Genomic DNA, 13,173 nt, shown 5'->3' with positions numbered 1-13,173 from the left:
GAGTGGTCCGGCAACAATTTCCCGACTGCCGGGTTTCCCTCGGGCGGGGAGGTCGTTAGCCAAGAGGAAGCGCGTGACACTTCGAATAGCGCATACAGCGAACCGTAAACCGCGACGAAATGTCGCCTCCGGAAGGAATGATGATGAAGCCGATGAAGGTTGCCGCGATCGTTGCCGGTTCCCTGGCAGTGGTGGGGGCCGCGACCCCGGCGTTCGCGGCGAGTGGCTTCGGCGCCACCGGCACGCCCCCCACCAGCCTCAACGGCGGGCTGGAGGCGCTGGCGAGCCGGGCGTTCGCCGACCCCACGCCGACGATCGTCGAGATGCAGGCCCTCGACCCGCGCAAGAGCGACTCCCTGTTTCACACGGTGGGGCAGGCCACGGGCGGTCTGAACAAGACCAAGGGCATTGCCCCGGCGGGACGTCTCGGCGGCCTTCCGGTCGGCCACTGATAAATGGCGCAGAATTTCTTTACGGGGGTATGGGGATCGGGATTGCGTGGGTACGGGGCCGGGGGTCCGCCGTATTTCGGGAATCCCGGAAACGGGAAATTCGCCAGGGCCCGGTGCCCGGGTGGCGGGTCCGGACCGGGGATGGCGTGACGGGGCAGGGGACGGGCGCGGCAAGCGGCGCGTACGCCCGGGGCGGGGCGGGCCGGTATTCTGATTCGCCCTAACGAGTGCTCTTTGGTCCTGGTATCTCCCTGACGAGATCGGCGTGCCGGCCGGGACCGTCAACGACGCCGACCACGGGGCGACGATGCCGGTGACGCTCCTTCTGGAGGGCGGCCAGGTGTCTCTGACGATGCCTCAGCTCAAGGTCCAGTGCGCGCCACGCCCCCGGAGTGGATGGCGGCCGCGCAGGCCGAGGATGCCGCACTTCATCTTCGCCACCCGCGCCTGGCCCGAGGCGGTTCCGGGCAGGCCGGTCACCGAGGAGCTGCTGCGGGTGTTGGTGGGCGAGGAGGAGACGCTCACCAGCGCGGGCCACTGCGTCCTCCCGGTCCGCCGCCTGCGCAAGTAGCTCCCGCCGAGCCTCAGGGCGTACGGAAACGGCGTGTGCCGCGGACTTCGTCGTCCGTGGCACACGCCGTTCTCCTGGGCAGACCGGGTGGGAGCTAGAGCGCCCCGAACTGCAGGCCGAGAAGGCCTCCGCCGAGGTGGTCGTAGCGGCCCTCGTGGTCGCAGCGGCCCTCGTGGTTGTCACGACCGTCGTGGCCGTAGCCACCATGGTTGTCGTGACGACCGTTGTTGTCGTAGCGGCCGTGCTCCCGGTGGTCCTTGTCCTTGTCCTTGTCCTTGCATTTCTCGCCGTACCCGCACGAAAGTGCCGCCGATGCCGGGGTACGGGCCGTCTGGGGCGCTGCCTGGGCGGCGCCGGCGACCGGAAGGATCGCCACGGCGGACAGGGCGGCGGCTACAGCTATCTGACGAAGCGTCATTCTCAATGTCTCCTGATGTGGTGAAGGCGGACATCAAGGACGCTAATCTGACAAATCCCACTTGTCGCGCTGAGCGAGTGCGCAACTACTGCATGTGAGTGGTGAGGGCTGTCGACCCGTCAGAAGCCGACCGCGCCAAGAAGCGAGAAGCGCAAGGATCGGGGGGCGCGAAGGGGGCCCGGGGCAAACCAAGGCCCCGGAAGCGCGTAGGCCTCCGGGACCCCGGCAGGCGTTCATTCTCCTCTGCCCTACTCGGGGCAACGAGCGGCCGCTGGGAAGGTCACGGCCATCCGCCGGACCGACGCCAAGTGATCAATCGCGGCCGGAACGGTTTCGGAGCGGTCTCGTTGTCCCGAATGTCCCCTTGTGCATAATCAGCCCCGGGCTGTAAGTGATCAGCCCCGGGACAGAACGGAGACCCGTGTGATCACCGAAGACCCGGTGCCGCGGCGGCGCCCCGCCCTCAAGCGCCTTCGCCTGCCGCGCCCCGGCGCACTGTGGCCCGGCCGTCCCCGGTGGACGGCTCCCGCCTCCACCCGGCGCGGAGTGCTGCGCGGCCTGTTCACCCTGACGGTCGTCAGCTTCACCGGCGGCACCCTCGCCCGTATCAACGCCGCCCCCGCCCCCGGCGCCGAGGCCGACCCGGCCGATCCGGCCGAGCTCTGGCGCGACACCGGCGGCGAGGCGTCCGCCGTCCGCGCCGGCCTGCCCACCGCGTTCGACGAGAACTACCGGGGCCGCCGCATCCAGGGCCGCACGGTCCTCGCCGACCTGCACGCGCAGGCGGAGGCGGCGGCAGCGGCGATGGGCCCGGTCCCCGACCGCCCGCCGGGCACCCTCGCGGCGATCCCGCGCCCGGGTCCGGGCGGCAACAGCGCGACCTGCGCGGGGTTCGAGGCGCTCATCGACGGGCGCCATCTGCACCTGATGCGCCGCGCCGACGGCACGTACATCAGCTCGATGGACCACTACACCTCGTACGCGACACCGCTGGAGGCCGTCCGCGCGGCGGTCGATTTGCTGGGCCCCGCGCGTCTGGCCGCCACCCCGGTCCACGGCATGTGACGCCCCGCACCCGACAGGCCAGGTGAGACAACCCGCATGGTGTACATCCGCAAGAACCAGAAGAACCTCACGAAGGCCGAGAAGCGGGCCTTCGTCAACGCCGTCCTGGAGCTCAAGCGCCGGGGCAGGTACGACCGGTTCGTCCGCACCCACATCGAGTACTTCGTCGGCGACGGGGACGCGGGGCTGCGCGTCGCCCACATGGCGCCCTCCTTCCTGCCCTGGCACCGCCGCTTCCTGCTCGACTTCGAACGCGAGCTGCGGGCGGTCAACCCCCGCGTCACCGTCCCGTACTGGGACTGGACCCGGGACAGCTCGCCTGCGTCGTCGCTCTGGGCCGAGGACTTCATGGGCGGCAGCGGGCGCAGCGGGGACCTCCAGGTGATGACCGGGCCCTTCGCCTACCGGCACGGCCACTGGAAGATCGAGACCTCCGTGACCGAGGACCCCTTCCTCACCCGCGACCTCGGCAACGCCCTCGGCCGCGGCAACGACCTCGACCTGCCGCCGCGCGACGACCTCGACCGCGCGCTCGCCGACTCCGTCTACGACGTCCGCCCCTGGAACTCCCTGAGCCCGACCGGCTTCCGCAACAAGATGGAGGGCTGGACGGACGGCGCGGGCACCAACAAGCTGCGCACCCACAACCGCGTCCACCGCTGGATCGGCGGCACCATGATCGGCGGCGGCGCCGTCAACGACCCGGTCTTCTGGCTCCACCACGCCTTCGTCGACCTCATCTGGTCCCGCTGGCAGACCCGCCACCCCACGTCGGGCTACCGCCCCGACCGGCCGCCCGGCTCCGACGACCCCCAGCACCGCCGCGTCGCCGCCCTCAACGAGCGGATGCCCCCGTGGAACACCACCCCGGCGGAGCTCCTGGACCACCGCAGGATCTACAAGTACGCGGACTGACCGCTCGGCGCACACGCGTACGGCCCCCGGGAAGACCCGGGGGCCGTACGCGTGTGAACCGCCGTCGACGGACGAGCTCAGCGCTCGTAGCCTCCGTGCCCGTAGCCTCCGTGGTGGCCACTCTCGTTCTCGCAGTGGTTGCCGAACACCGGGTTCAGCAGGCCGACCACGGTGAGGGTGTTGCCGCACACGTTGACCGGCACGTGGACCGGGACCTGGATCAGGTTGCCGGACAGCGCACCCGGGGAGTGCGACGCTTCACCGCGCGCCCCAGCATCGCCGTGGCCATGTCGGCACCGCTCAGCGCCACCGCACCCGTTCCGGCGAGGATGGCGACGGCCTCGCGATACGAGACATCACGTTCTCCTTGTTGTTCCAACGCTTCAGGGCCCCCGCCGGCCGACGGCCACCGCGAAGCCGCAGTTGCCATGCCTAAACGCGCCCGGCGTGCAGAAGTAACGGAGGTTTACTGCGTCTGCTGGTGACGGGCCACGCGCCGGCGCAGCGCCAGCGCGCCTCCACCGGTGATCAGCAGCGCCCCGCCGACCGCGCCGACGAAGAGCGGCAGGCCGTCGCTGCCGGTTTCCGCCAGCTGCGGCGGCGTGCTGTGCTGGGGCGGCTTGCCCTGGTGCGGCGGCTCGTTGTCACCCGGAGGGGTGGTGTGGGTGGGAGTCCCCGGGTGGGTCGGCTCGGTGTGGGTGGGAGTGGGGTGGGGGTGCTTGGTCGGTGTGTGCGACGGCTTGGGGTGGTGGGAGGGGTGCGGGCGGGGGGTGTCGCCGCCGTGCTCCTGGCCGTAGTCGTCGCCGTAGTCGCCACCGGTGCCGTTGTCGTGCCCGTACTCGTGCCCGTAGCCGGGGCGGTCGTGGTCGCGGCCGTCGTGGTCGTCGCGGCCGTAACTGTCGCGGCCGTAACCGTCGCGGCTGTCGTGGTCGTCGCGGCCGTAACCGTCGCGGCTGTCGTGGTCGCCGCGCGCGCCTGATGCGGAGTCAGCGCCGCTGCCGGCCTGGTCGTCGCGGCCGTAACCGTCGCGGGCGTCGTGGTCATCGCGGCCGTAACCGTCGCGGTCGTCGCGCGGGCCCGATGCGGAGTCAGTGCCGCTGCCGGCCTGGTCGTCGCGGCCGTAACCGTCGCTGCCGTCGCGCGGGCCCGATGCGGAGTCAGCGCCGCTGCCGTCGTGGTCCTCGCGGCCGTAACCGTCGCGGCTGTCGTGGTCGTCGCGCCCGTAACTGTCGCGGCTGTCGTGGTCGTCGCGGCCGTAACTGTCGCGGCTGTCGTGGTCGTCGCGCGGGCCCGATGCGGAGTCAGCGCCGCTGCCGGCCTGGGAGTCGGTTTGGGGAGCGGCCTGGGAGTCGGTTTGGGGATCGGCTGGAGCGGCTTGGAGGTCGGCCTGGGGGTCGGCTTCGCGATCGGGCTGGGGGTCGGCTTCACGATCGGCCTGGGGAGCGGCCTTCGGAGCGGCTTGACGATCGGCCTGGGGGTCGGCTTCACGATCGGCCTGGGGGTCGGCTTGACGATCGGCTTGAGGAGCGGCCTGGGGAGCGGCTTGGGGGTCGGCTTCACGATCGGCCTGGGGAGCGGCCTTCGGAGCGGCTTGACGATCGGCCTGGGGATCGGCCTGGGGATCGGCCTTGGCGGCGAACGGTGCCGATGCCGTGCCCGGTGGCGTGGAGGAACGGTCCCCGACGGGATCGCCACTGGCCGCGGCTGCGCTGTACGCCGTGCCCAGCGTGGTGACGAGGCCTGCCACCAGGGCGGCCCGTGCGACAGAACCAGAGATGTTGTGCATGCCGAACAAACCCTTCGACGGGAATGCGGGAAGAAGAACTAGATGGTCATAGGAATACTCCGGGCATCGCGGGAAGGGCCGTATCCGTGGGCGTGTCCGTACGGGAGGGTGTGCGCGGCAACCCGTCTAGCGCAAATCGGATGATCTGTTCGGACCTACGAACCTACGGACCTATGCACCTACGGACCTACGCGTCCACGGGTCCAGGGGTTTATGGGCGCGGCCTCACCTGGTCTAACTTCGAGGCAAACGCACACCGCTGCGCGCGTACGCGGTTGTCGAAATTGGAATGCCCCAGCTCCGGCACGCCCACGGCGCGCAGGGCGAGCGGGCGGCTCAGCAGTTCACGCAACAGGGCTTTGATCTCGACACGGGCGAGATGGGCGCCCAGGCAGTAATGGGGGCCGCCGCCCCCGTAGCCCAGATGGGGATTGGGCCGCCGGGTGATGTCGAATACGTCCGGGCGGTCGAACACGGCCTCGTCGCGGTTGGCGGAGGCGTAAAGCAGCATGACCCGGTCCCCGGGCACAAAGGCTTGCCCGCCCAGAGTGTGAGGACGGATCACATGCCGCCGGAATTGAATGATGGGTGTGGAGACGCGGACGATCTCGTCCACGGCGCTGTCGGCGTACCGCTCGAAGTCGGAGGTGAGCAGTTCGCGCTGCTCGGGGTGGTCGGTGAGCAGGGCGAGCGCGTGCGCGATGGCGTTACGGGTGGTCTCGACGCCGGCGACCATGAGCAGCGAGAAGAAGGAGCCCAGCTGGCGGGTGCTGAGGGCCTGCCCGTCGACGTCGGCGCTGACCAGGGCGGAGATGAGGTCCCCGGTGGGCCGCCGGCGCCGCTCGCGCCCGAGCGCGGCGACGGTGAGCTGCATCCGGCCCAGGGCGCGCAGCCCGCGCCCGGGCACCCGGACGCGAGCCCGCAGCGTACGGGCGACCCCGGCGTTCTCGGAGGCCCGGTCGACCTGGCGGGCGATCTCCACCCGGCTCGGCTCGGGCACGCCGAGCATGTCGCAGATGACCTCGAAGGCCATGCGCGAGGCCGCGGCGGAGACGAACTCGTCGGCCCCGGTGGCCACGAGGTCGTCGACGATACGGGCGGCGAGGTCGCGGATCCCGCTCTCGGCGTCGGCGAGGACACGGGGGGTGAAGGCGCGCGAGACGACGCGCCGCAGCTGGGCGTGGCGCGGCCCGTCCAGGTTGACCATGGAGTCCCCGAACACCCCCCGCACCCAGCGCGGCGGCTCGGGCGCGGTGGCTCCCGGGGCACTGGCGAACACCTCGGGCAGCCGGCTGGCCTCGACGACGTCGGCGTGCCGCACCAGCGCGTAGAACCCGCGCTCGGGCCGCCGCCGCCCGGATCCGGCCCGCTCGACGAAGTAGGCGGGCCGGTCCAACTGCCGCAGCAGGGCGAAGGCTTCGAGGCGGCGTTCGCGGGGCAGTGTCCAGAACCGTGGATCGGCGAGATCGAATTCGACACCGTCCATGCGATTCACGTGATCCGTACCACCTGAACTACCCGTACCACCTGAACTACCCGTACTACCCGTACTACTCGCACTACCCGTACTACTCGCACTACCCGTACCAACGGACATGGCCCACCCGCCATTGAAGTCGCACAAAATGGAGGTCCGCCCCCGGGCGATCCTCGAGGGCGGAAAGATCGGGCAAGGGAAGGTGAGGCTTCCCCTGAAACTGCCCGCGAACTCAACTGACCAGGTCGTGCCTGGTCTTGGCGGCGTCAGTACCGGCCTTCACGGCATCCCCGACGGCCTTGGCCCGCTTGTTCAGATTGGGCCCGACAATCCCTTCGGCCACGGCCTCCGTCGCCCGCTGCCCGGCGACGGAGGCCGTCTGCGCGGCGCTGCTGATGGTCCGGCCGAGGTCAAACGCCTGAGCAGAAGGTGCCATTGCAGCCACCAACGCCGAGCCTGCCACGGCAGTGCTGAGAACTCGACATACATTCATGCCCGTACAACGCAATAGGCACGAAGAAGGCACGCCCGCGCGATGGGCGCGCAAGGCCCTGTCGCTCACCTCTTCCACGTGGCGCAGCACAGCAAGCCGGTGCCTGGCGCGCTTTGAGAGCTCGCGTTCAGTCAAACAGGTCTCCTAGATTCGAGAGACCCAACTGTCAACGATGTCCGTCAGTTTTGGACCTGGTCGGTGGGTTGGCGCAGGTCGGCCCGGCCCGGGTTCGCCGGGCCGGGCCGGGCCGGGCCGACCTGTGGTGGTCCCCGCCGTCAGACGTCCGCCACCGCGATCTCCAGTTCGCTCAGGCGGGCCGGTTCCGCGATGACGTCGATTTCGGTGATCGTGTCGTCGGCGAAGGTGAAGCGGAGCGCCACGCGCAGGCGGCCGTACGGGGCCATGGTGAGGCCGGCGGTTCCGTTGATCAGGGCCACGCCGGTGAAGCGGGCGCGGCCGATCGCGGCCATCGCGGCCCGGGCGACGGTGACCGCGCCGCCGAGGAAGATGGGCTCGGGGGAGGGGACGACCGCCTTGTCGGCGCGCAGGACCACGTCGGGGTGCAGGAGGGTGACCAGGGCTTCGAAGTTCCCCTCGCGCGTGGCGGCCAGGAAGGCCTCGGCGACCCGGCGGCGGCGGGACAGGTCGAGGTCGGGCGCGGTGGTGCCGCCCTTGACCCGGCGGCGGGCCCGGCTGGCCATCTGGCGGGCGGTGGCCGGGGTCCGCTCGATCATCGGGGCGATCTGGTCGAACGGTACGGCGAACATGTCGTGCAGTACGAACGCGAGCCGTTCCGCCGGGGAGAGCGTGTCGAGTACGACGAGCAGCGCGTGCCCGACCGAGTCGGCCATGACCGCTTCCTGCTCGGGGTCGGGCCGCCCCTCCTCCTGGTCGGGGCCCGTGTCGGCGTCGGGGGTCACCTCGTCCAGCGGGTCCTCGCCGCGGGTGCGGCGGGTGCGGAGCATGTTCAGGCACACCCGCGCCACGACCGTCGTCAGCCATCCGCCGAGGTTCTCGACGTCGCTGATGTCGGCGCGGCTCGCGCGCAGCCAGGCGTCCTGCAGGGCGTCCTCGGCCTCGCTGAGCGAGCCGAGCATCCGGTAGGCCACCGCCCGCAGATGGGACCGGTCCTCCTCGAAACGCTGAGTGAGCGTCAGAGTCTGCGCGTCTGTCTGCGTCTGTCCCTGCGTTATGTGCTCGTCCATCGGCCGCATTCCTCCGGTCACATTCCTCACGCGCGGTGTGTCAGAGAAGTACATCATCGGGAACCTGCTGATCTTCCTGGGGAGCCCAACGCCCATACCCCCAGACGTTCCATACGTGCGAGTCGAGGAGCAGCAGCGATGACGTCAACGATCCTGGTCACCGGTGGCACCGGCACGCTCGGCGGCCATGTCGTGCCGCTCCTGCTGGACGAAGGGCACCGCGTACGGGTGCTCAGCCGCCACGGCCGTGCCGTCGAGGGCGATGCCGTCGACGCCGACGACGTCGAGTACGTCCTCGCCGATCTGCTGCGGCCCGAGGGGCTCGGGCTCGCCGTCGAGGGCGCCGACATCGTCCTGCACCTCGCGGGCGGCCCCAGGGGCGACGACGAAGCCACCCGCAACCTCGTGGAGGCATCCACCCGCGCCGGGGTGCGGCACCTCGTGTACGTCTCGGTCATCGGCGCCGACCGCGTCCCGCTGGGCTGGTTCGGGGCCAAGCTGGCCGCCGAGCAGGCGGTGCGGACGTCCGGCATCCCGTGGTCGGCGCTGCGCGCGGCCCAGTTCTACGACCTGATTCTGCTGATGGCCCGGAAGATGACCAAGCTGCCGGTCGTGCCCGTCCCGGCGGGTCTGCGCTTCCAGCCGGTCGACGCGCGCGATGTGGCGGCCCGGCTGGCGGAGCTGACGATGGCCGCCCCGTCCGGCCAGGCGCCGGACCTGGCCGGGCCGAAGGTGTACGGGATGGGGGACCTGCTCCGTACGTACCTCGAAGCGCGTGGCACGCGCCGGCTGCTGGTCCCGGTGCCGATGCCGGGGAAGGCCGGGCGGGCGTACCGGGCGGGCGAGAACCTGTCGCTGGACGGCACGGCGATGCTCGGCGAACGGACGTGGGAGGAGTTCCTCGCCGAGCGACTGGGTTAGGCTCCATCTCGCTCTTTCATGCGGAAAACGCATCACCGCTTGGTAGGGTGGGGCGTATGGGAGGACTGGGGCTGGAGGAGTCGCTGCGGCTGACCGTGGCGGCGCTGATGCAGGCGACCGGCGAGTCGCAGCGGGAGCTGGCCGTGGTGCTGGGTCTGACGCAGACCCAGGTGTCGCGCCGTCAGGCGGGCACCACCGCGTGGAGCCTGCGCGACTGCGAGATCCTGGCCGCGCACTATGGGATCGGCTCCCTGGACCTGCTGGCCGGTCCGACCCGGGCGTGCGAGGCGCGGGCGCTGCGGACGGGCGAGAACGTGACCGCGACCGAGAGCGTGGACGTGGACGTGGACGTGGACGTGGACGTGCAGGACGGGGTGGCGAGGCGGTGAGCGACTTCGACGCGATCGATTCGCTGCTCGCCTCGGTCGGGCCCGAGGCCGCGCTCCCGGCGCCCGAGCAGCGCCTGCGGCTGCGCGAGGCCGCCCGCCTCTCGAAGGCGCAGGTCGCCCGCGCGCTCGGGGTGAGCCCGTCGACGGTCACGGGGTGGGAGACGGGCCGCGACCCGTCGGGCGAGCTGCGTACGCGGTACGCGTATCTGCTGGAGGGGCTGCGGGAGCGGCTGGAGGAGCCGGAGCGGGAGTCTGAACCTGAGCCGGAGTCTGAGTCTGAGCCGGAGTCTGAGCCTGTAGTCGCACCTGAGTCCGAGTCCGAGCCGGTGGAGGAGGCCGGGGACGACGTGGAGCAGCTCGCCGCCCCCGAGCCGTGCGTGCTGTGCGGGCGTCCGGCCCGGCAGCGGGTGGCGGGGTTCGCGCAGCATCTGGATCCGGCGGAGTGCGAGGCGGAGGCGGCGGGACCGGTGGCCCCGGCCCGTACGGAGAAGGCGTCCGATGCGCCGCAGCCCACGACGCGGACGACGAGTACGGCACGTACGACGAGTACGGCACGTATGCCACGTACGACAACGCATGCCCCAACGCGTGCCCCGGAGTCTCCCCACCCCCCCACCCGCCGGGCCTTCCAGCCCCCCCGCCCCGAGCCCTCCGACCTGGTCACGCAGGCCGTGCGCGGGGCCCTCGCCGAGCATCACGGGGACATCGACGCGGCCACCGCCGCGCTGGTCAAGCGGGCGATCCCGGACGCGATGCGGCTGCTGGACGAGTCGCGCAAGGGCGCGCGTTACGACATCATCGCCCACCCCTGGATCCCGGACGTGCTGCGCAAGCAGACGGCCAAGGGCGCCGACCAGATCTGGGAGGCGCGCCCCAAGTGGACGCGGCGCGAGCTGCCGCCGGGTGAGCACGAGGTGACGGCGCTGGACATCAACGGCGCGTACCTCTCCGCCCTGAAGACGCACCTTCCGCTCGGCCAGCTGGAGCACTCCACGGGGTTCGCGCACGACCGCCGCCGGGCCGGCGTACACCTGATCACGCCGCCGGCGTGGGAGCACGAGGACGTACTGCCGAACCCGATCGGCAACCGCGACGAGCCCGGCCCGCTGTGGGTGACCGAGCCCACCCTGCGGCTTCTGCAACGCCTGTCGGGACCGAAGTACGGTATGTGCCAACCTCCGGAGATCCACGAGTCGTTCACGTCCGGGGCGACGGAGAACCTCCTGGAGAAGTTCCGTATCGCACTGAAGGACGCCCGTGACGCGGCGATCGCGGACGGGGACGAGGTGACGCTGGAGTACGTGAAGGCGATGTACTCCAAGTTCGTCTCCACGATGGGGGAGTCGAACTACAACCGCGAGCTGTACCGTCCGGACTGGATGCACATCATCCGCTCGCAGGCGTTCGCCAACCTCTGGATGAAGGCGTACAAGGCGCACGAGGAGGGTCTGGCGGTGGTACGGGCGATGGGCACCGACGAGCTCCATGTGATCGGCGACTGGCGCGCGGTGTTCGCGGAGGGCCGGGGCGTGACGGAGGTCAAGGTCAAGGACACGTACACCGCTGGCGCTGTCTCTGAGGGCGAGGAGGACTGAAGTGCCGGAACACAGCCATGAGTTCGGCAAGTACGGGGCGCGCGGCATCAAGGGCAGCGAGGCCGTCTCCCGGGTCCTGGACTCCCTGGCGGGCGGCATCGCGACGCCGGTCACCGTCAAGCGAGGCCTGATGGCGCGGCTGCACTACCTGACGCGTACGCCGCACGCGTGGGCGGCGGCGCGCGAGGCGGGCCTGACGGTCACCGACCGTACGGTCAAGGCGTGGCTGGCGGGCGTCCGTAACCCGACGGCGGCGAACCTGGAGCGGATCGACAGGGCGTACTGGACGGTCCGCCGCCACAACGTGGCCCGCCACCTGCTGCGCCGCCTCAACGCGGCGGGCGGCACGCGCGTGGAGCTCCACCCCCTCAACCAGTCCCAGGTCCCGCGCCCGCGCCAGCGGGTGGTGGAGTACCGCGCCCTGAACGTACGCCGCTGGGACCGCATCGTCGAGGCGTGGGCGGCGGCGGACGAGGAGGCGCTGGACGGGGCGTGGACGGACGTCATCGAGGACCTGGGGTCGCAGTGGGGGCAGTACGAGTACGTCACGAATGTGGGGTTCGCGGCGTGATGCTGCGCGCCGGCTGCTCGGCTCACTTGGCCTCCACGCGCTCGTATCCGCGCTCGTAGAGCGGGCGGGGGCCGGGGTGACGCGGGTGTGCGTGACGTAGATCGGTCCGGAGGCGCCTGGTGTCGTGTCCGTGCCGAGGGTCCATTCCGCGTGGCGGATCACGGACCTCATAGTGTCCGCTCAACCACCCTCGACCGCTGGCATCAGGTCCACGGCCTGCTCGACCAGGGCGTGGGCCTGCTCGAATGCGCCCGCCGCCCGCAACTGGCCCTGAACACCGTCAAACGCTACGCCCGCGCCGACTCGCCCGAGCGCATGCTCCGGGTCCCCGAATACCGCGCCGGCCTCGTCGACCCCTACCGCGAGCACCTGCGCAAACACCGGACTGAGGACCGCAGTCCCCGTCAAGCACCGCGTCAATACCAAGACCAACGGGTCGTGCGTCAGATACGGGGGCGAGCAGGGTTCACCCTTCTGCGCCATCGCGTTCTTCTTGGATTGCGGCACTTTCCGTTACCGCTGAATGTGAGACGGGGCCGTTCATTTGGCCGACTCTGTCGTAGGCGAGGAAGCAGGTGCGTCGGTGGAAGGCTGGTCTGATGCCGGCGGCGGGGCAGAGCGGGTCGCAGACGGCGAATCGGATCCGGCTGTGGCGTGAGGCGGCGGCGCATTTGCGGCATGCGCTCGCGGGTGTGGTGGAGTTGGTTCCCAGGCCGGCGAGGGAGAGGATGAGCAGTGCTGAGCCGCCCCATCTGCGGTGGGGTGTGCGGCGGTCCTGTTTGTGTTCGGTGGCGGTGGTCAGGCGCCGGTAGAGGAAGCGGATAAATGCCCGGGCCAGTTGTAGAAGGATGAGGATGGCTCCGGCCAATGGGAGGAGCAGGAGCAGGATCTGGAGGGTGGCGGAGAGGATTCCCACCACTGGATTGCCTGTTGCGGTGGCGTTTTTGACCAGTGTCTCGGCCGTGGTCCATCCCGTCTCGATGAGTTCGGGGAGGCGGACGGCCAGGATGCTCAGCTGGACTGCGAGTGCGGGGATGACCACCAGCACCCAGGCGGTGACCACGATCTGGGGCCAGCGCTTGAGGGCCTGGAGCAGTTCGTCGGCCGGCTGTCGCAGGAGGGCCCGGTTCAGGATCGGTCTGATGTATTTGAACAGGTCGGGGATGCCGACGAGGTCGGAAATGATGTAGTACCCGTCGAAGCGGAGTGAGGGGATGAGTTGCTGCACGATTTCCAGGTTGATGGCCAAAATCGCCACCAGCAGGACGTGCCATCCGGTTCCGAGGTAGGTGAGGGCGAGTCCGATGACGAACAG

Annotated in this window: 14 protein-coding genes and 2 pseudogenes; 9 read left to right on the top strand and 7 right to left on the bottom strand. The window is 70.5% G+C overall.

Annotated elements, in window-relative coordinates; genetic code table 11:
* Positions 1-143 precede the first annotated feature (143 nt).
* Together AB0G17_RS19645 and AB0G17_RS19640 are read left to right on the top strand one after the other, a co-directional pair.
* Positions 144-452 (top strand): hypothetical protein, encoded by a 309-nt coding sequence (locus AB0G17_RS19645; RefSeq protein WP_361383887.1) that lies wholly within the window; start codon positions 144-146, stop codon positions 450-452.
* Positions 453-717: 265 nt separating this feature from the next.
* Positions 718-1,023, top strand: a complete 306-nt coding sequence (locus tag AB0G17_RS19640; RefSeq protein WP_361383884.1) for a DUF5949 family protein — start codon at positions 718-720, stop codon at positions 1,021-1,023.
* A 94-nt stretch (positions 1,024-1,117) separates the two neighbouring features.
* Here the strand turns inward: AB0G17_RS19640 and AB0G17_RS19635 are convergent, their stop codons facing one another.
* The gene (locus tag AB0G17_RS19635; protein ID WP_361383881.1) at positions 1,118-1,441 is read right to left on the bottom strand and encodes a hypothetical protein; all 324 of its coding nucleotides are present in this window, start codon (positions 1,439-1,441) and stop codon (positions 1,118-1,120) included.
* Between the two features lie 423 nt (positions 1,442-1,864).
* Here AB0G17_RS19635 and AB0G17_RS19630 point away from each other — a divergent pair, with 423 nt between their 5' ends.
* Together AB0G17_RS19630 and AB0G17_RS19625 are read left to right on the top strand one after the other, a co-directional pair.
* The gene (locus AB0G17_RS19630) at positions 1,865-2,506 is read left to right on the top strand and encodes a tyrosinase family oxidase copper chaperone (protein ID WP_361383878.1); all 642 of its coding nucleotides are present in this window, start codon (positions 1,865-1,867) and stop codon (positions 2,504-2,506) included.
* A gap of 36 nt (positions 2,507-2,542) precedes the next feature.
* A complete protein-coding gene (locus tag AB0G17_RS19625) occupies positions 2,543-3,421 on the top strand; it encodes a tyrosinase family protein (RefSeq protein WP_361383875.1) in 879 nt (292 codons plus the stop codon).
* Positions 3,422-3,498: 77 nt separating this feature from the next.
* Here the strand turns inward: AB0G17_RS19625 and AB0G17_RS19620 are convergent, their stop codons facing one another.
* The 5 genes from AB0G17_RS19620 to AB0G17_RS19600 form a co-directional block, all read right to left on the bottom strand.
* On the bottom strand, positions 3,499-3,645 hold the full coding sequence (locus AB0G17_RS19620; protein ID WP_361384244.1) for a chaplin: 147 nt from the start codon (positions 3,643-3,645) through the stop codon (positions 3,499-3,501).
* A gap of 242 nt (positions 3,646-3,887) precedes the next feature.
* Entirely contained in the window at positions 3,888-5,207 is a 1,320-nt protein-coding gene (locus AB0G17_RS19615) for a hypothetical protein (RefSeq protein ID WP_361383872.1), read from the bottom strand.
* A gap of 211 nt (positions 5,208-5,418) precedes the next feature.
* Complete coding sequence (locus AB0G17_RS19610; protein WP_361383869.1) at positions 5,419-6,693, bottom strand: cytochrome P450; 1,275 nt, start codon at positions 6,691-6,693, stop codon at positions 5,419-5,421.
* 223 nt (positions 6,694-6,916) lie between these two features.
* Complete coding sequence (locus AB0G17_RS19605) at positions 6,917-7,312, bottom strand: hypothetical protein (RefSeq protein WP_361383866.1); 396 nt, start codon at positions 7,310-7,312, stop codon at positions 6,917-6,919.
* A gap of 140 nt (positions 7,313-7,452) precedes the next feature.
* Positions 7,453-8,382 (bottom strand): sigma-70 family RNA polymerase sigma factor, encoded by a 930-nt coding sequence (locus tag AB0G17_RS19600; protein WP_361383863.1) that lies wholly within the window; start codon positions 8,380-8,382, stop codon positions 7,453-7,455.
* Between the two features lie 138 nt (positions 8,383-8,520).
* Here AB0G17_RS19600 and AB0G17_RS19595 point away from each other — a divergent pair, with 138 nt between their 5' ends.
* The 5 genes and pseudogenes from AB0G17_RS19595 to AB0G17_RS19575 form a co-directional block, all read left to right on the top strand.
* Positions 8,521-9,303: an NAD(P)H-binding protein gene (locus AB0G17_RS19595; protein ID WP_361383860.1), complete on the top strand. Its 783-nt coding sequence runs from the start codon at positions 8,521-8,523 to the stop codon at positions 9,301-9,303.
* A gap of 56 nt (positions 9,304-9,359) precedes the next feature.
* On the top strand, positions 9,360-9,692 hold the full coding sequence (locus AB0G17_RS19590; RefSeq protein WP_361383857.1) for a helix-turn-helix transcriptional regulator: 333 nt from the start codon (positions 9,360-9,362) through the stop codon (positions 9,690-9,692).
* A complete protein-coding gene (locus AB0G17_RS19585; protein WP_361383854.1) occupies positions 9,689-11,287 on the top strand; it encodes a helix-turn-helix domain-containing protein in 1,599 nt (532 codons plus the stop codon). The genes AB0G17_RS19590 and AB0G17_RS19585 overlap by 4 nt, the downstream gene beginning before the upstream one ends.
* A gap of 1 nt (position 11,288) precedes the next feature.
* On the top strand, positions 11,289-11,858 hold the full coding sequence (locus AB0G17_RS19580; protein ID WP_361383851.1) for a transcriptional regulator: 570 nt from the start codon (positions 11,289-11,291) through the stop codon (positions 11,856-11,858).
* A 183-nt stretch (positions 11,859-12,041) separates the two neighbouring features.
* Positions 12,042-12,251, top strand: a pseudogene (locus tag AB0G17_RS19575) (ISL3 family transposase); the annotation flags it as partial.
* A gap of 73 nt (positions 12,252-12,324) precedes the next feature.
* Here the strand turns inward: AB0G17_RS19575 and AB0G17_RS19570 are convergent.
* Positions 12,325-13,173 (bottom strand): annotated as a pseudogene (locus AB0G17_RS19570) (hypothetical protein); the annotation flags it as partial.

Source organism: Streptomyces sp. NPDC023838, from assembly GCF_040639555.1.
GTDB lineage: Bacteria > Actinomycetota > Actinomycetes > Streptomycetales > Streptomycetaceae > Streptomyces.
The sequence above is the reverse complement of the archived record's forward strand: the minus strand, read 5'-3'. Positions and strand labels throughout refer to the sequence as shown.